Origin of the sequence: Oikeobacillus pervagus (genome assembly GCF_030813365.1) — a bacterium.
GTDB classification, from domain to species: domain Bacteria; phylum Bacillota; class Bacilli; order Bacillales; family DSM-23947; genus Oikeobacillus; species Oikeobacillus pervagus.
In genome coordinates, this window is record NZ_JAUSUC010000030.1 from 21,734 (window position 1) to 40,236 (window position 18,503).

At 39.5% G+C, this 18,503-nt stretch carries 10 protein-coding genes; 2 read left to right on the forward strand and 8 right to left on the reverse strand.

Features of this window, described 5'->3' with window-relative positions:
• Positions 1-69: 69 nt before the first annotated feature.
• Both J2S13_RS11530 and J2S13_RS11535 read right to left on the reverse strand, forming a co-directional pair.
• The gene (locus tag J2S13_RS11530; protein WP_307257913.1) at positions 70-2,505 is read right to left on the reverse strand and encodes an S-layer homology domain-containing protein; all 2,436 of its coding nucleotides are present in this window, start codon (positions 2,503-2,505) and stop codon (positions 70-72) included.
• A gap of 151 nt (positions 2,506-2,656) precedes the next feature.
• Positions 2,657-6,112 carry a S8 family peptidase gene (locus J2S13_RS11535; protein ID WP_307257914.1) on the reverse strand — a complete coding sequence of 1,152 codons (3,456 nt, stop codon included), beginning with the start codon at positions 6,110-6,112 and terminating at the stop codon, positions 2,657-2,659.
• 196 nt (positions 6,113-6,308) lie between these two features.
• Between J2S13_RS11535 and secA2 the strand changes: the two genes are divergently transcribed.
• Together secA2 and J2S13_RS11545 are read left to right on the forward strand one after the other, a co-directional pair.
• Complete coding sequence (gene secA2, locus J2S13_RS11540) at positions 6,309-8,657, forward strand: accessory Sec system translocase SecA2 (RefSeq protein ID WP_307257915.1); 2,349 nt, start codon at positions 6,309-6,311, stop codon at positions 8,655-8,657.
• A 42-nt stretch (positions 8,658-8,699) separates the two neighbouring features.
• A complete protein-coding gene (locus J2S13_RS11545) occupies positions 8,700-9,587 on the forward strand; it encodes an accessory Sec system S-layer assembly protein (RefSeq protein ID WP_307257916.1) in 888 nt (295 codons plus the stop codon).
• 1,150 nt (positions 9,588-10,737) lie between these two features.
• On the opposite strand, the gene J2S13_RS11550 is transcribed toward J2S13_RS11545, so the two are convergent.
• The 6 genes from J2S13_RS11550 to galU form a co-directional block, all read right to left on the reverse strand.
• On the reverse strand, positions 10,738-12,015 hold the full coding sequence (locus tag J2S13_RS11550) for an oligosaccharide repeat unit polymerase (RefSeq protein WP_307257918.1): 1,278 nt from the start codon (positions 12,013-12,015) through the stop codon (positions 10,738-10,740).
• Positions 12,016-12,032: 17 nt separating this feature from the next.
• Positions 12,033-13,556 carry a murein biosynthesis integral membrane protein MurJ gene (murJ, locus tag J2S13_RS11555; protein ID WP_307257919.1) on the reverse strand — a complete coding sequence of 508 codons (1,524 nt, stop codon included), beginning with the start codon at positions 13,554-13,556 and terminating at the stop codon, positions 12,033-12,035.
• A gap of 7 nt (positions 13,557-13,563) precedes the next feature.
• On the reverse strand, positions 13,564-14,274 hold the full coding sequence (locus J2S13_RS11560; RefSeq protein ID WP_307257920.1) for a WecB/TagA/CpsF family glycosyltransferase: 711 nt from the start codon (positions 14,272-14,274) through the stop codon (positions 13,564-13,566).
• 31 nt (positions 14,275-14,305) lie between these two features.
• Positions 14,306-15,583 (reverse strand): nucleotide sugar dehydrogenase, encoded by a 1,278-nt coding sequence (locus J2S13_RS11565; protein ID WP_307257921.1) that lies wholly within the window; start codon positions 15,581-15,583, stop codon positions 14,306-14,308.
• A 75-nt stretch (positions 15,584-15,658) separates the two neighbouring features.
• On the reverse strand, positions 15,659-16,978 hold the full coding sequence (locus J2S13_RS11570; protein WP_307257922.1) for a UDP-glucose dehydrogenase family protein: 1,320 nt from the start codon (positions 16,976-16,978) through the stop codon (positions 15,659-15,661).
• Positions 16,979-17,860: a UTP--glucose-1-phosphate uridylyltransferase GalU gene (gene galU, locus J2S13_RS11575; protein ID WP_307257923.1), complete on the reverse strand. Its 882-nt coding sequence runs from the start codon at positions 17,858-17,860 to the stop codon at positions 16,979-16,981. It abuts the gene before it with no gap.
• Between the last annotated feature and the right edge of the window lie 643 nt (positions 17,861-18,503).

Here is an 18,503-nt window from a genome sequence, read left to right on the forward strand (position 1 = left end):
AAAGAATACTGACATGTTGGAAAGTGAAAAAAGCTCTCCTTCAGTTCGTGAAGGCGAGCTTTTTCTTCTTTATGGTTCCTTGATTTGGATCGCTCTTTGCAGAAAGAGAGCGAATTGTCCACGATTGACTTTTTCCTGTGGTCGAAATGGATTGGCGATCGTGATTCCGTTAAATGCCAATCGATTAATATTGTCATAGTTATCAAATGTTAGTGGAACATCTGAAAATGACTGTTTGCTAGTTGGGGTTGCTAAATGTTGATCAAAAGCTCTTACGATAATGGAGGCCATCTGTGAACGTGATAAATATTCATTGGGTCGGAGCTTTCCTCCCGTACCCATTAAACCATATGCCTCGGCAATCGCCATTTCATCATAGTTTAAATCTCCGCGTTTCATATCGGTTGCTTTCATTTTATAACCATTTGGAAGTTTTAAATCTAGAGCATTGACAAGTAATTTGGCTGCATGTCTTCTTAGTAACTTTTGATTTGGTCGGTAGGTACCATCTTCATAACCGTTGACGATTTTTCTAAATTGTAAGAAGGCGACAGCTCTTGCTACTTCTCCTCTTTCGATATCTTGAAAGAATCGGATATTCTCGGAAAAAGCTAGATCGGAAGAAGGAATATACCCATAGATATCATTTCCTTCCACTTCATAATAGACTTGATGATCGTTTGGTTGATCGGTTTCTTTTATTTTTTTAATAATAAATGGAGTGAAAGCTTCAACCTTCATTTGCTTAGTGGCTCCTAATTCTGCTTGCATCATCGTCTCTTTTGGATTAAATACTTCTAATCCCTGGAAATAATATTGCTTTGATTCCGTTTGGGTAGGCCAATTGTACTTCTTCATTTCAATATCCATTTCCCCATTTGGATACGTAATTTGAATGGTAGGTGTTTTTCCTATTGGAATTTGACTATTTTCGCGAATGATTTGGAAGATTTGCTCTTGGTATGGTGAGCCATTTGGATGGAGATTCGGATCATTTTCCTTTGTTAATCCGTTATAGGCCATAAGAGCAAAATACCAATCTTCTATTTGTAAGTCATGATAATCATTAACCTTTGGGAGAGTGCTATCTTCCCATTGTTTTCTTAAATATTCGGCTGCCGCTTCGATATTATAGCGTGCATCTGACTTTAGTTTTTCGATATGGAGATGTTCTTCTTTCCAACCTTCTTCCTCAGGCTGGATCCCCATGATGCCTATTTTCCCCTCTGTCGTTACATTCGGCGTTCCATCATGATTCCACTGTTTGAACTGTGATTCTTTGTAGGCGATCGCTTTCAATATTTCCGCTGGAATCCCTTTTTCATCTGCCACTGTCCGAATCAGTTCTTTCAAATCTTGGACGCGATTGGCTTGTTTTTCCGTCATAACTTTCGCTGGGTCACTTATCGCTTTTTGAATCGTTTGATAAGGAACCGCTTTGATACTTGATCCCGTATTAAAGCCTTTGTCTTGATGTTGGATCGCTTGTAAACGAATCGTTTGGGTTTCGTTTCCATCTAGCATAAATCCAGCATAATCATACGGGAGATCTTGATAACGGATCCATTTCGTTAAAGAGGAATAAGGCCATTCTCCTATATAAGAAGAATACGTCCGGACACTATCCCCTTCAGCACGTAGAAAGACTTCATTTGGTGTGCGATTAGCCACATGTAGTTGCAAATCATATGTCTTGTTCGCATTTTCCTTATAATCGGTTATATATAACTGTAGTGGTGTAACCGGTGTGTACTCATTGCCTAAATATTTCTTCCAATAATTCATAATGCTTGGGGTGTCAAATGGAGTGCTTACATCGGTATTCATTTGCATCCCCGTGGATACGGCTTCTTCTGATCCGAATAATTGGACATAATCTTCTGCGATCACTTCTGGCATATGCCAAATATAATCCCCACGGCCATTTGTGTGTATTTTATGATACTGATCGAAATGTCGGGCTTTCGCATAGTCGGATTGTAACCATTTATCTAGTGGTTTCTGTTCTTTTTGGACTAAGTGATAATAAGTGAAATGGTGACCGTATTCATGGGATAATGTGTAGGCCATATCTACTACTGTTGGATGGTCCTCTCCACCATATAAATGAATGACACGGTCCCCTAAATATCTCATCTCCCCATTTCCATAGATGTATTCGGCAAAATACATTCCAAGCACGCCTTTTCCATTTGGATAATCAGGGTAGATCATAATTTTCCCTAAATAAGCGAGCTCTTTGCCATGCTTATTACGGAGAAGCTGTTGTTCTAATTGTTGTAACTTCCTGTCTGTGTTCCACTTCGGACTATAACTTTCAAACGTAACCCCACTCTTCCCCTTATATTTCTTTACTAACTTATAATGATGATCTAAATTTGCTTGAGCTTGTTTATCAACGGTTAAATCAATAACATGGGCTTGTGCCTCATAAGTGAAAGAAAACAGGAGTAAAAACATAGCTCCCATCATAAACGGCCAAAACTTTCTATGAAACTTTCTCATTCAAGCACCCCTCTCTAATAAACTATTTATCTATTGTAACAAAATGGTGGGGGGTGTACCAGAAAATTCCGGGTGACAGGCACCATCCAAAAAGTGGAAATATCACTTATAAAAATACCAGGCATTTGTGTGGATGCCTGGTATTTCTCTATTATTTTGTTGTAATGGTTAGGGTGTATGGTTGTGTTGTTGCTCGGTCATGGGTTTCGCTTACTTCTACGTAATAGTTTCCTTTTGGTAGTTGTAGGGTTCCTAGTTCTGGGTCACTGTTGCCGTATTGGTTGAATGTGGTGACTTGTTTGCCTTGTGCATTATAGATCACTAGTTTTCCATCTAATCCGTCTTCCATTGTTAATGTGAAGTTCACTGTGCTATTGCGATCGACGTGTAGTTGATAATAATCTCGATCTCCAAAGTCCACTCCTACATTGATATGCCCTTTCCCCACGAAGGAATTTTTCTCTTTCTTTAAAGGAAGTGGTTTTGTCGGGACTCCATTTACAAGTTTTGAACCCGCATCTTCATCTTTTCGATGGAGATCAAATAATTGAACGGTATATGGCTGAGGAGATACCCCATTCATCTCATTTTCTACTATCATAAAGTAGCCGACATCTTTCTTCGCTTTGAAAGAGGCATTAATATTCAGAGTAAACGGATCAAAGGAAAGTGGGATCGCACGCGCTTGTTCATTGTCATCGATTCTCATATTGCCATTCAAATCTTCCACGATTGCTCCCGATAAGAAGAGTCGATTTTGTAGCTCTTTTGGCATCTTTTGTCTTTCTGCTGTCGTAAATGGAATCGGGCGTGCTTTTATGGAAGCAATTCGATCTTCCCCACGGTTTTTATAATAATAGTAATCTATATCGCCATTGTAGATGAAATAATTTTTGTACTTTTCACCTGGTTTCATCACTTTGGCTCTTATTGGTTTATTTTGATCTCGGTCATCTTCTGCTGGTGCTTTCATGACTTTTTTCGCTTGTAATGTATAAGGGTCGGCTAAAATATTTCCTTCATCGTCTTTGATTGATAGGAAGTATTTCTTCCCTTTTTCTAAGGCGATTCTAGTTTTTCCATCTCCTTCAGGCATTCCAAACAATAGAGCCAAAATATCAAGCCCGCCCATCATATCTGTTAACGGAATTAGATCATTTGTTTCTTCATCATATTCGAAGATGGTAGATGATAATAAGGCATTGGCTTCATTTTTGGCACCGAACTCATAATACGCATTTTCATCGACTGTAAACGTATAATAATCGATATCCCCCATTTGTTGGAGGTACCCTTTTTTGTCTTTTCCTATTTGAAATGGAATCGCATTTTTCAAAATAGATTCCACCATTTCCTTGTGTTCCCCTTCATTTTCCATTTCCGTTAATAAAGAAAAGAGGTCCAGCTTTTTCTCCGCTTCCTTCCTTTTGGCAATCTCTTTCGTCGAAAGGTCTGTACCATCTAACTCGAATTCTTCATCAGGAAGGTCGAGATCAATCATTGGTAATCCATCTTCATCTTCTGGCAACTGAATCGCTTCCGCTTTTAACTCATAAGGCTTCAAAGAACCACCTGGTGCATCCATATCAACTGAACCGCCCGATAATAGTAGACTAATAATACTTGTGAACGATGTCGATTCATTTGTCACTTCCACTGTATATTGAATCTCTGGAATCGCTTCAAAAGCAAGCTTCTCGCCTTTACCCATCCCGTTTGTATTTGTGGACTGGACTTGCAATGGTTCCCCATTTTCATCCTCGCCCATATAGAGGTTCATCGTCGCATCCACTCCTGGAACCCCAGTCGTAGAGAAGGAAAGCATGGTGGGTTCTTTAACAGTGAAGGTAAAATAATCTGAATCCCCTTCACCCTCCTCATTGAATAAAGTGTATTCTTTTGTTTGAAATGGGAATTCCTTAATTTCTGCAGGCTTTTCGAATGTTGTGTCATCAGTTTTTAAATCTGTTGATGTTTCCACTTTCAACTGAAATTGCGATTGGCCATCAAGGCTGTAATGGCCATTCACATCTTTCACTGCGATGATCAATGTTCCCGCTTCCTTCGCAGAGAATAGATAGGCTTCTTGTTCGCTTGCTTTCATATCGTTCACTTTGATCGGCTCTACTTCTTCTCCCTCTTTTCCTTCTGGGAAGAAGTAGAGATCAAGACCATAATCAAAATTTTTCGACCCATCTAACATCGTTTGTACATATTCCCCTTCTTGGAGATTTACTTTATATAAGTGCTTTTGTTCCGGGATGGTGATGCTTCCCTTCTCCTCGCTCCCCCCTGCTTTCAATTGCTTTGCTTTTTGATGCATAGCTTTGACCGTTAATTCTTCTTTTTTCGGAACTTTTTTTACATCATATTGTAGAGCAGCCACTGGATTGACAAGCCCATTGGCATAGGTCAAATCATAGCCTTTATCCCCGAGGTCTGTAGCTGTTCTTTCTAAAATCGTTTCAACTTGATAAGGGGTTAAGTCTGGATGCTTTGATTTTAATAGAGCTGCTACGCCTGCTACAACAGGGGAAGCCATGGAAGTCCCACTTAATTTCATATATGTAGATCCTTTTCGTAGATCAAAGGCTGTACTATAGACATCTTCACCTGGTGCAACAATGTCTACAGATGGACCATAATTGGAGTAATCTGATAACAGCTTGTCTTGATTCACCGATCCAACGCTAATGACTCCTTCATAAGAAGCAGGGGTTGAATAGGCATCTGTACTTTCATTTCCGGCAGCTGCTACGACCGTGATTCCTGTCTCAATCGCTTTCTTTACAGCCTCTTCTAATACAGGGGAGTTCATATAGCCACCTAGGCTCATATTGATCACATCCGCTTTTTGTTCGATCGCTTTTAGAACGCCTTCTGCTATCACATAGTCTGAAGCCCCTTCTTCCCCGTTAAAAACATCGATCGGGAGAATTTTTGCTTTCGGATGGATTCCATGACCGCCAACACCATTACCTGCAGCTGATCCGATAATTCCAGCAACATGTGTCCCATGCAAATCAGGAACCGGTGCATTCGCTGGTGCCGCGGCATTATAAGGGGGAAGGATTTGTGATTTTAAATCTGGATGTTTGCTATCCATACCTCCATCAATGACAGCGACCTTCACTTCTTTATTTCCAGCTAATTGCAAGGCCTTTTCTATTTGAAGAAGTTGGAGATGATACATGTCGGCTTTCTTTGGATCAGCGCCTCCAAGTTGTTTGTATTGCACACTTGGTGTGATGCCCCTGATGTCTTTTTGTTTTAAATAATAGGAAAGAACCTCTTTTGGTTGTTGTTTTTTCCCGATTTTAATGACATCATATCCTAACGCTGGCAGTGAACGAATCACTTTCACTCCCGCCTTTTGATGAACACGCTTGTTAATCGGTGAGCTATATTTAATGATAAAGGTGTCTGTGCTATAAGCTCTTTCTCTTTTTTGCTTTTGGATATAGGTACTTTTCTTTTTTTCATTGCTAGACTTTGTTAAATCATCAGGCTTTGCATCTTTCTGAATGTTCACGGTGGCTGCCGACGAGATAGATGGAACCATTACTAGAGTTGCTGCCGTTAAAGCAGCAATAGATTTCCTTTTCATAGAAGGACCCCCATTTTTTAGAATAAAATACTACTTAACTATCATAACGTTTGAACCATATGAAAAGTTTCATCGTTTCAACAAAAGTTTTATTTTTTTCCAATATATTAACGAAGAGGCAGACTTTACTTTGTGTTAAAATAAAGGAAAGGTGCCAGGCACCATCCAAATATTGGAGTTTAGGAGAGAAAGATCGATGATTTCATATTTTAAAAAACTACTGGGGAATACAGATGAAAAGAAGTTGCAAGGGTACTGGAAGAAAGTTGAGGAAATTAATCAACTTGAAGCAAAGTATGAAGCTTTCTCAGATGAGGATTTGCGACATCAGACCCATTATTTTAAAGAACAAATTCAAAATGGAAAGTCGATTTTTGATATACAAACAAATGCTTTCGCTGTCGTTCGGGAAGCAGCTAAGCGGATTCTAGGAATGCGACATTATGATGTTCAGCTTATTGGAGGACTTGTCCTATCTGAAGGAAATATCGCCGAAATGCCTACAGGAGAAGGTAAAACACTTGTTGCGTCCTTACCTAGTTATTTACGCGCACTTGAAGGCAAAGGGGTTCATGTGATTACCGTTAATGAATATTTAGCACGTCGGGACCGTGAACTAATTGGGGAAATTCATGAATTCCTTGGACTCACGGTCAGCTTGAACTTGCCGATGATGGATCCTAATCAGAAGCAATTCGCCTATCAAGCGGATATTACATATGGAATCGGAACGGAATTCGGTTTCGATTATTTACGTGATAATATGGTGTATGATGAAAACCAAAGAGTTCAGCGCCCTTATCATTTCGCTATTATTGATGAAGTAGATAGTGTGTTAATTGATGAAGCCAAAACTCCTTTAATTATTGCTGGAAAAAGCGGAATCAGTTCTGATCTCAGTTATTTATGTGCGCGCATTATTAAAACATTTGAACTAGATGTGCATTATCTATATGATGAAGAAACGAAATCTGCTAGTTTTACAGAAGATGGCATCACCAAGATTGAAAGAGGTTTCGATATTGATAATCTCTATGATTTAGAACATCAAACTCTCTATCATTATATGCTTCAAGCCTTACGTGCTAGAGTGATGTTCAAACGGGATGTCGATTATATCGTCAAAGAAGGAAAAATTTTATTAGTCGATATGTTCACAGGTCGCCCAATGGAAGGTCGCTCGCTTAGCAATGGGCTTCACCAAGCCATTGAAGCAAAAGAAGGACTTGAAGTGTCGGAAGAGAATAAAACGCAAGCCTCGATTACGATCCAAAACTTTTTCCGCATGTATCCAAATCTTTCAGGAATGACCGGTACTGCGAAAACAGAGGAAAAAGAATTCCAAGAAATTTACGGAATGGATGTCATTCAAATCCCAACGAACAGACCGATTCAACGGGTGGACTTACAAGACCGGATTTTCGATACGACCGAATCGAAATATACAGCAGTTGCTAAAAAGGTCAAAGAATTACATGATACGGGACAACCTGTGCTTATCGGAACAACTTCGATTCTTCAGTCTGAAAATGTGGCTAAATTTTTATCAAAAGAAGGGTTGAACTTTAAACTTCTCAATGCGAAAAGTATTGAACAAGAAGTCCAAATGATTTCTTTAGCTGGGCAAAAAGGTCAAATTACGGTGGCGACGAATATGGCAGGACGTGGAACCGATATTATGCTTGGCGAAGGTGTCGAAGAGCTCGGTGGATTATATGTGATCGGAACGGAACGACATGAATCACGAAGAATTGACAATCAATTGAAAGGTCGTTCTGGGCGTCAAGGGGACCCTGGAACTTCTGAGTTTTTCATCTCAATTGAAGATGATATGTTCCGTCGTTTCGCTCCTGAAGAAGTGGAGAAATTGCGCTCTTCCTTAAAGCGCGATTCCGATGGCCAAGTGTTGAATAAACATGTTCATGAATTTGTTAATCGTATCCAACACCAATGTGAAGGGGCCAATTTCTCCATTCGAGAATACAATTTGAAATTGGATGATGTATTAAATACACAACGAAATACGGTGTATGACTTACGAAATAAATTACTAGCCAAAGAAGATATTTTACCAATTGCAAAATCAATGATCTCATCCTATATTCAACAGGAAATCGAGTACACTTGCCCAGAAGATGAGAAAGAAACCGATTGGCAACTGGAAAAATTAGAAGAACAATTACGTTTAGCCCTGCCAACTGAAACATTCGAACTTGTGAATAAAGATATCACACGAAAAGAAATTTCTACTATGACAATGAAAGCATTAGATCAATATTTAAAAGAGTTAGATTCCTATATTGATAATGAAGAACAAAGAGAAGCGATTCGCCGATACTTACTTTCTGCACTTGACTATCACTGGCTACAACATTTAGATACAATGGACCGACTAAAAGAAGGTGTCGGCTTGCGTAGCTATAGCCAAGAAGACCCAATGCGCCAATACGCCCGCGAAGGACTCGAACTCTTCACCTACATGTACTACCAACTCGAACGCGACACAAGCAGACAAATCGCAGAAATATATAGGAAACTTTTGTAAGGTGCCAGGCACCATCCAAATATTGTAAGGAGGTATTTGATGATGTTTAAAATGTTTAAAAAGAATAAAGAGAAACTTGAGAAGTCTGGGGAAGATAGTACGATTGCAGCAAAGGACTTGACTGGCGATGGAGCGGGAGAAGAAGTAGGAGAAGTGAAAACGACTCTCTCCTTCCATCCAGATGCCAATGTGGGTCCGGAAGAAAAATATTATTTCCAATTTTTGAATAATGAATTACCATTACTTAAACCGAATCAATTGTCCATTTCCGGAATTGATGTTAAGCAAAATGATGATTCTATCATCATCACTGCGTTTATTCGCAATAGTCTATCTAAAGCGGTTCGCTTATCCGATTCCCCCCTTCTATTTGTAGGGCCTGATGATGAAATTATCGGAAGAAAGGTCTTCCCACTAGGTGAATTAGGCGAACTCCCAGCACAAAGTAGCCGCCCTTGGGAATTCGTTTTTACTCCTAAAGATTTACTCAAAACTGAGTTCCCCCAAACCGGTTGGAAGCTCGCATTTGAACTAAATAAACCACATTCACTAGATTTAGAAGAGACTTGGAAAAACAATCTTTCCGAAGCAGACCAACAAAAACTAGATAATCTTGTAAAACAAATGGATCCTCCGAAAAAGGGTGAGATCAATTTTATGGGATTGCAAGCAAATAAAGCGGGAAACGGTGATCTACATGTCACATTACTTATTCGTAATGGGAACGAAAAGAATATCACATTACAACAATTGCCCCTAGTTGTCGAAGATGCATCAGGAGAAGTAATCGCACAAGGCGGGTTTAAACTTGATGATTTAGAAGTGAAAGCTAATACAAGCAAACCATGGACATTTGTCTTTCCTGCTTCTTTAGTAACAAAAGAAGAAATTGATTTTTCAACATGGAAGGCATACCCACCAAAACAATGATTTAGATTAGATTAGAAACCACCTCGTTTCGTTGAATGGGGTGGTTTTTTTGTCATTCATTGGGTGTGGGGCGCGGGGTCTGGGTGCAGGTGCAGTGAGGACTGAGGGGCGTAGGTGGGGCGATGCGAGATGGGGCGCATATAATCCCGGGAAATAAGCATATAAAACGGGAAAGGCGCATATTCCTTCCAGTTCAGCGCAAATAGGCGAGCAACTAGCGCATATCCGGGGGGGAAATGGTCATTTGGCTTTGGGAAATGTTCATATCCGCTGGGGGTGACGTGGACTGTTGGGGGTGTCGCGATCAGGGCGAGATGCGGGGCGCGGTGTAGGTGCGGCGCATATAATCCCGGGAAATAAGCATATAAAACGGGAAAGGCGCATATCCCTTCCAGTTCAGCGCAAATAAGCGAATAACTAGTGCATATCCGGGGGGGGGGAAATGGTCATTTGGCTTTGGGAAATGTTCATATCCGCTGGGGGGTGACGTGGATTGTTGGGGGTGTCGCGATCAAGGCGGGATGAGGGGTGCGGTGTAGGTGCGGCGCATATAATCCCGGGAAATAAGCATATAAAACGGGAAAGGCGCATATTCCTTCCAGTTCAGCGCAAATAGGCGAGTAACTAGCGCATATTCGGGGGGGAAATGGTCATTTGGCTTTGGGAAATGTTCATATCCGCTGGGGGATGACGTGGACTGTTGGGGGTGTCGCGATCAAGGCGGGATTAGGGGCGCGGTGTAGGTGCGGCGCATATAATCCCGGGAAATAAGCATATAAACCGGGAAAGGCGCATATCCCTTCCAGTTCATCGCAAATAGGCGAGTAACTAGCGCATATCCTCATCCATGGACGATACAAACGCCTTTTATATGATCAGGAAATGGCAATGCTGGGGATCCCGCGATCCGGTTACATCATAGCAATCCTCCTTTGTCCAAAACGCACAAAAAAGCATTCCCTATGCAAAAATGACAAAGGAATGCCTTTCTAATGATTAATCTTTATTTTGAACTATGTATAAAAAAGAGTGAAAAACACCTGGTGTCAGGTGTTTTTCGGCGGCCCCAACCGAGAATTCTATTTAAACTAGAGGAAATAATTCTCCTATTTATATTTTACCATTCCCGTTAAAATTCTACAATTGGTTTTTATACTTTCTTTATACAATTAGAAGTTTTTTCTATACTTGTTGATACAATTGCATAGGCTATCATGAGGAAAAAGATTAAATCTAACAACCCTGTGTGCATGGAGATGGTAAAGATTGTTGTCACGAATGCATAGCCGACAGTTTGATAGGAACGTATCCCCGTATTTTTCATTTGGTTGTATAGCATAGAAAGAATTAGTCCGTAAAGGGCAAAGCCAATGATGATGGCGAGATTGCCAGCTTCGACGTAAAATTGCCCGAATAATGTCGGTGTTGTCGTTCTTCCAGGTCTCGTAATATACTTCCCGTCCTGGATAGAGATTGAATTGACCATTTCGCTTACCATTGTCCTAGGTGATCGTTGCTCTCCTGGTAGGATAGGCGCCAATATTCCTTTATGTAAATCTCCATATAAAAATCCATGTTGGTCGACATATTCAATTAACTTACTGAAGACAATATGGCCTGTCACACTTTCATTATTAAGAGCCCTTAGCCATTCAGGAGTTGACTCCATCTCTTTTCTTAAGGCAAGGTTTTCTTGCTTTTTTTCTTCTGAAATAGTAACATCTGGCCCCTTATGTTGATTAAAGCTCTTCGATTGATCCTCGGTTGCGCTTCTTACGTAACCAAATAAGGAAAAGGCAACCCCAATGAGGACTAGCGCGGCCATAAACCATGTGAGTTTGATTTGCTTGACAGTATAATGAAACACAATCAATAAGGTAAAGACCATGACTAGTATAGGAGTTCGATAACCCATAATTAAAAACAACACGAGAACAATGAATAAAATAGATCCATAAACCAATTTCTTCCTATTCATCAGTGGCCCTTCACGTAAAGCCCGATTACACACAAGAAAAAGAGTGGAAAACCAAAGGAATGAGCTTAAGAAGTTTAATTTCGGATCTAAATTTCGACGTACTGATTCATCTTGAAGACCAATTTGTCCAGTCGAAAACATGATCCCATAGGCAATAAGTCCAATTCCCCCTAATACATATAGAAAAATAGCCGTTTTCCCCTTTAAAAATCCTAACCCAAACGTTGGAAACATCCAGTTTCGCTTGCCTGCAATATAGACTCCGATAAAATAAGCAAGAAAACCTAAGAGTACGGGGATCAAGATGCTTCGTCGTACTTCAAGATACTCAAAACGGTGAAAGTCCACTAAACTAGTTAGAAAGTAAAGGGCGATAATAAACGGCAAAAAAAAGTAAGGTGAAAAAATATCGATATGATTTAGTTTTCGTATGAAATTGTTCTGATTCATTATGAGCCCCTCCCCTTCTAAGAGGATTTAACCTTTCCGCTTCTTGCTAGTATCTCTTTCAAAGGTTCACTTCGCAGTAAGAATAGCGCTAAGAAATAAATGACCGCCCCGATCCCAATCATAATGATTAAATAGAGAATATGATGCATTTCCATGATTAGGCCTAAACTTCCAACCCATACAAGAATAGCAGCCATTGCCATACTTGCTATGATCGATTTACTATATTCTTTTCCAATACTCATTAATGAGAACCCACCTGATATCCGGTACAATGTTGTAAACGTAATAAGAGAGTAAATCATTCCGACAATTGATGCGGATAAGGCTAGTCCCACTGGTCCCATTAAATAGGATAAAATCCAGTTTGAAAAAATATTAACGACAATCGAGATCATGCCGATTCTCATCATATAATGGCCTTTTTCTAATGTATAGAATCCCTTCGCAATCACGGCTTGAATACTATAGAATAGGACAGACCCTAAGTAAAAGACGGCATATTGACTTGTAGCAGCCGTTGCTTCAGCCGTAAAGGCGCCCCCTTCATAAAATGTTTGGACAAGTGGTTTCATTAAAATTGTCATGCCTACAACGGTTGGCGCTAAAAAGGCAAACATATAGATGAGTCCTTTTTCAATACCACGTTTGAACATGTCTCTGTTTTGATCAGATTGTGCGCTAGCTAAAATCGGATAGATTATAGTGGCAATCGTCACGCCAAATATCGCCTGGGGAATATTCACGAGGCGAAACGCATAGTTTAAATGGGAAACAACCCCTTCCCCAAGTCTTGCCGCGAAAAACATATTGACCATTAAATTGATTTGCCCCACGGCAATCGTCAATCCAACCGGCCAAAAAATATGGTAAAATTGCCGAATTTCTGAAATGTCCATTTTCTGTTTCCAATTAAGGAATTTGCTTGGTTTCAAGTAGACAAGCTTAATAATGAAAGAGACGAACGTACCGACTAAATACCCGATTGGCAAAGAATATACGCCTAAGATTTTATGAAAAAGCAAAGCTGATCCAATTGTACAAAGGACGACGACTGTTTGTGAGAAAGTGGAAAATGAGAACTTCTTCTGTGAGTCGAAATAACCTTCATAGACCGCATTGACCCCAACAAGGGCAATGGAAAAGAAGTAAAGAGCTGCAGTCCATGCCGCGATTTCAAAACCATGCTCATATTTCCCGAATTCTGGATATACCGTTTGAACAAGGAAAGGGGAAATAGCCGCCCCAATAATGGACACACCAAGCGAAATCCAAAAGGTCCCTTTCACAATATTCGTCAAATGGGAAAATCCCTGCCCAAGGCGATCATATTTATAATAACTTGGTAAAAAAGCATCCTTCATCCCTGTTAACATAAAAAGAACGATGGCATTTGGAATCGTCATAGCGGCGAAATAAACGTCCGCTTCATAGGAAGCTCCGAACAGACGGGATATGACCATTTCACGGATCATGCTCGAAAATTTCAAAAAGAATGTGGACAGGAGAAATAAAATGCTGGCTACTCGTAGTTTACCCATAGACTGCTTACTTCTCCTTCAATGCTTTAATTAAAAATTTCGGCAAAATCAATTGTCTACGCCACCTAGAAGGTTCCTTAATCAATCGGTAAAACCACTCCAATCCAAGCCGTTGGAAGAAAAGAGGAGCCCGTTTCAAATTGCCAGAAATAACATCAAAAGAGCCACCAACTCCTTGATACACTTTCGGTGCTAACTTGTCCATGTGACGAATAATCCAATATTCTTGTGTAGGACTTCCAAGTGCAACAAAAATGATGTCAGGATTTGCCTCATTAATCGTTTTCTTGACCACTTCTTCATCTTTTTCGTAACCATGCATTGTACCCGCAATATGAAGCTTTGGAAATTGCTTCTCAAGCTGAATTTTCGCTTGGTCAGCAATCCCCGGTTTTGCTCCGTATAGAAAAATGGATTTTCCTCTTTTTTCTGCTTCACGACATAGAGTGATCATCATATCAATCCCCGTCACTCGTTCACGAATGTTTCCCCCACGAATTTTGGAAGCGAGAATCACGCCAATACCATCGGGAATTTGGTAATCTGCTTTATTTAAAAGCCCCCGCAAGTTTTCGTCGGTTTGTGCCTTCATTATTTTTTCTGGATTGATGGCGACAATAAACGATTTTTGGCTATTTTCAATTTTATGAAATAACGAAGAGGTGATTTCATCATATGTTAAGCTACAGACGTCTACCCCTAAATAATTTTCCTTCATCTCATCACCTATTCTGTGAGATCCTTGTTTTTTATTCGTTCTTGGAATCTCCTAAAACATGCACTTCAAAGCCCGCATCTTTCCAATTGTTACGATTTAGGCAATTTTTCGTATCAAATACAATTTTGGAACGAACCTTATCTGAAATGGTGTTTGGATCTAAATCTTTTAATTCCTGATGATCGGTTAAAATTAATACGATATCCGCATCTTTTACCGCTTCTTCAAAGTATTGAGTTTGTTGTTCTAATTTATTTTCTTTCACATGTGGATCAAATGCTGTAAATGAAAGACCTTTTTCCTCCAAATGACGGATTACTTCTAATGATGGACTTTCACGCATGTCATCGATATTCGCCTTAAATGCTAACCCAACAACGGCGATTTTTCCTTGTGTTATTCCGTGACTTTTTAAAATGGCCTCTGTTTTTTCCACTGTATAAAGTGGCATGGAATCATTTGTCTTTCTGGCTAAATGGATCATTTTCGCTAAATCTGGTTGTAATTCAACAAGGAACCATGGATCGACAGCGATACAATGACCACCAACACCAGGTCCTGGTAAATGGATATTCACACGTGGGTGATAATTCGCTAATTGGATCGCTTCCCAAGCATTTACACCAATTTGGTCACTGATTTTGGCTAATTCATTGGCAAAAGCGATATTGATATCACGATACGTATTTTCAATCACTTTGACCATTTCAGCTGTGGTTGCATCGGTAATATGAATCGTTCCCTTCACAAATATTTCATAAAGTTCTTTCGTCATTTGCGAAGATTTCTCGTTAATGCCACCAACAATTCGATCATTATGAACAAGTTCTTCAAATACTTTTCCCGGAATAACACGCTCTGGGGAATGGGAAATATATAATTGTTCACCTATTTTAAGCCCAGTTTTTTCTAGGACTGGAATCATCACGTCTTCTACTGTACGTGGTGGTACAGTAGATTCTAATATAACGAGATTTCCTTCTCTTACAAATGGAACAATCGATCTCGTTGCTTCACGCACATAATCTAAATTCGCTGACTTATCACAATTAATTGGTGAAGGAACTGCCACGATAAAAACATCTGCCTCGACTGGCTCTGTAGAAGCTGTGAATAGCTGTTGATCAATCGCTTGAATCAATCTTTCTTCAAGCCCGTTTTCTTCTATATGTAGCTTTTTTTGATTAATTAATTGTACTGCTCGTTCATTAACATCAACACCGTGTACTTGTAGTCCTCTGTTTGCAAACATAACAGCAGTAGGTAAACCGATGTACCCTAATCCTACGACACAAATTTTCTTCATCATAGTTGATTCTTCCTTTCAACAGGTTATACAACCTAAAAAATATTATAACGAAATTTTGCTCATGTTGATACAAAATCATTGAAACTTCTTAAAGAATACGGGCTTTCTTCCAATTGAAATGTAGTTCACATGTTCTTTTGCTGCTTCTTCTAGAGAATAACAATTGCGCCCATCTATAATCATTGGTTCACGCATTAACTTGCGATATGTTGCGAATGAGGTATCGCGAATGTCCTTCCATTCCGTCACAATAAAAGCGATTTCCTTGTCTTCAATACATTCAGAAACAGAAGAAGCATATTGGAGGCGATCTCCATAAATCTTTTTGACATTTTCCATTGCAATCGGATCATATACCGTGATTTCGGCTCCTTCTAACAATAATTCTTGAATCAAATCAAGTGATGGAGCTTCTCTTATATCATCTGTATTTGGCTTGAAAGATAACCCTAATATCGCTACTTTCTTCCCATTTAAATCTTGAAAGTATTGCTTTGCTTTATGGAAAAGATGTTTTTTCTGTTCGTGATTCACTTCTGTTACCGATGATAAAATTTTAAATTGGTAATCATAATCTAAGGCAAGCTTCTGCAAGGCGTTGGTATCTTTAGGAAAACAAGATCCACCAAAGCCAATTCCTGCCCGTAAAAATTGTTCACCTATACGCTTATCCATGCCCATTCCTTTGGCCACATCTATAATATTGGCACCTGTTTTCTCACAAAGAATTGCAATTTCATTAATAAAGCTAATTTTTGTCGCGAGAAAGGCATTTGAGGCATATTTAATCATTTCTGCACTTCGAATATCTGTGCGGACAATTGGCAGTTTTAATGGTTTATAAATAGCCTCTACTCGGTCTCCTGCTGCCTTGTCACTTGCTCCAATGACAATTCGATCCCCAGAAAAGGTATCGACAATCGCAGAACCTTCACGTAAAAATTCCGGATTAGACACAACGTTTAAATGGTGACCGCTGTATTCATAAAGAATTTTTTCGATTTTTTCATTCGTTCCAACCGGTACTGTGCTTTTAATTACAACGACAGGATTATTTTTGGCATGTTTGGCAATGGCAATCGCTGCCCTTTCCACATATTGCAAATTAGCGGAACCATTTTGCCCTTCAGGCGTACCAACTGCAATAAAAATACATTCTGCCTCTTCATATGCGATTTTCGGTTTCGTCGTGAATGATAATCGTCCCTCTTCTGTATTCTTCCGTATCATTTCTTCTAATCCAGGTTCAAAGATGGGAGAGGTCCCTTGTTTCAGGATTTGGATTTTTTGCTCATCCACGTCAAAGCATGTGACGGTATGGCCAACATCTGAAAGCGTCACCCCTGTAACTAAACCAACATAACCTGTTCCTGCGATTGCTAGTTTCATTTTCATTTATCCCTTCTCTATCTTTACAAGTTCATCTAAGTAGTTTAGCAAACTTTCGCGTAAATCCGCTCTTTTCACTCCTAATTCTAATGTTGCTTTAATAAATCCAAGCTTATCACCGACATCATAACGATTGCCTTCAAAGTAATAAGCAAAAACGGATTGAATATTTGTTAATTTACGAATCGCATCGGTTAATTGGATTTCATCACCTGCACCTGGTGATGTTTTTTCCAAAATGTCGAATATTTCCGGCTGAAGAATATATCGCCCCATGATGGCCAAATTAGATGGTGCCTTTTCTTGTTCCGGCTTCTCGACTAAATCCTTCACTTGAAATAAGTTCTCAGATATCATTTCGTCTTGTTTGATAATACCGTATTTGGAGACATCTTGAAATGGTACTTGTTGTACCCCTAAAATAGATGCATCTTGATGCTCGTTAAATACATGAATCAGTTGTTGCAAACAAGGCGTCTCCGCTTCTACAATGTCATCTCCGAGCATGACCGCGAATGGTTCTTGACCAATGAAACTTTTGGCACAATAAATCGCATGCCCTAATCCCTTCGGCTCCTTCTGCCGTATATAATGAATATTGGCTAAGCTTGAAATCATCTGGATTTCCTCTAACGACTCCCATTTTTCCTTCTTAGCTAGTGTTTCTTCTAATTCATATGATTTATCAAAATGATCTTCTATTGCTCGTTTTCCTCTTCCACTAATGATGATAATATCCTCAATACCTGAGTGAACAGCTTCTTCTACTATATACTGAATCGTTGGCTTATCTACAATGGGAAGCATTTCTTTCGGCTGTGCTTTTGTCGCAGGTAAAAATCTAGTCCCGAGCCCTGCGGCAGGAATAATTGCTTTACGGATTTTCACACCTGCACCTCCAATACAGTGAGGCTCCATACATAATTAAGAATGCTGTAGCCTTAAATTGAGTATTTGTTATTTTTCCTATTGCATAAGCACGTATACGGAAGCAACAAAGCCCTCATCTATTCTTCCATCTATCGTTTTAAGACACAAAAATAATCAATTTTATTAAACTATTAATTTTGAATCTAAATACCAAATAATAGAAGGTGCCTGTCACCTCTCAAATTTATATTGTACATCATTAAAGAGCATAGCGAAAGCGATAAGTGTAACTTCAATTTTGCCGAGTTTTCCTTTAAGAAAGTGGAAAAAGATAGATCCTTCAGAAAAGGCCATCAGTGCGGAGGGATGCATAAAAATTTAAACCTTGGATACTTCGGGATGGCTACCACCGCAGAGGGACGCATAAATTCGCGGGAAATGTGCAATTATTGCGGGAAATACGCATATCCCCGTAGAACAAGTGCAAAAGTGGAAAAAAGTAGCGCATATCTTCTTGGGAAATGCGCAAATATGATGGGGAAATACGCATATCCGGGTGAAGAGCTAGTCAAGTCCTTAATATTGTGTAAAATGATAATTACAATGTTTAATGCCTATTTCGGATTATAGTAATATGATTTAATTTGATTGGAAGGGGTAC

Excerpts from the sequence above, each read along its gene's own strand:
- J2S13_RS11530 (WP_307257913.1), bottom strand. The coding sequence starts at position 2,505 with ATGAGAAAGTTTCATAGAAAGTTTTGGCCGTTTATGATGGGAGCTATG.
- J2S13_RS11535 (WP_307257914.1), bottom strand. The coding sequence starts at position 6,112 with ATGAAAAGGAAATCTATTGCTGCTTTAACGGCAGCAACTCTAGTAATG.
- secA2 (WP_307257915.1), top strand. The coding sequence starts at position 6,309 with ATGATTTCATATTTTAAAAAACTACTGGGGAATACAGATGAAAAGAAG.
- J2S13_RS11545 (WP_307257916.1), top strand. The coding sequence starts at position 8,700 with ATGTTTAAAATGTTTAAAAAGAATAAAGAGAAACTTGAGAAGTCTGGG.
- J2S13_RS11550 (WP_307257918.1), bottom strand. The coding sequence starts at position 12,015 with ATGAATCAGAACAATTTCATACGAAAACTAAATCATATCGATATTTTT.
- murJ (WP_307257919.1), bottom strand. The coding sequence starts at position 13,556 with ATGGGTAAACTACGAGTAGCCAGCATTTTATTTCTCCTGTCCACATTC.
- J2S13_RS11560 (WP_307257920.1), bottom strand. The coding sequence starts at position 14,274 with ATGAAGGAAAATTATTTAGGGGTAGACGTCTGTAGCTTAACATATGAT.
- J2S13_RS11565 (WP_307257921.1), bottom strand. The coding sequence starts at position 15,583 with ATGATGAAGAAAATTTGTGTCGTAGGATTAGGGTACATCGGTTTACCT.
- J2S13_RS11570 (WP_307257922.1), bottom strand. The coding sequence starts at position 16,978 with ATGAAAATGAAACTAGCAATCGCAGGAACAGGTTATGTTGGTTTAGTT.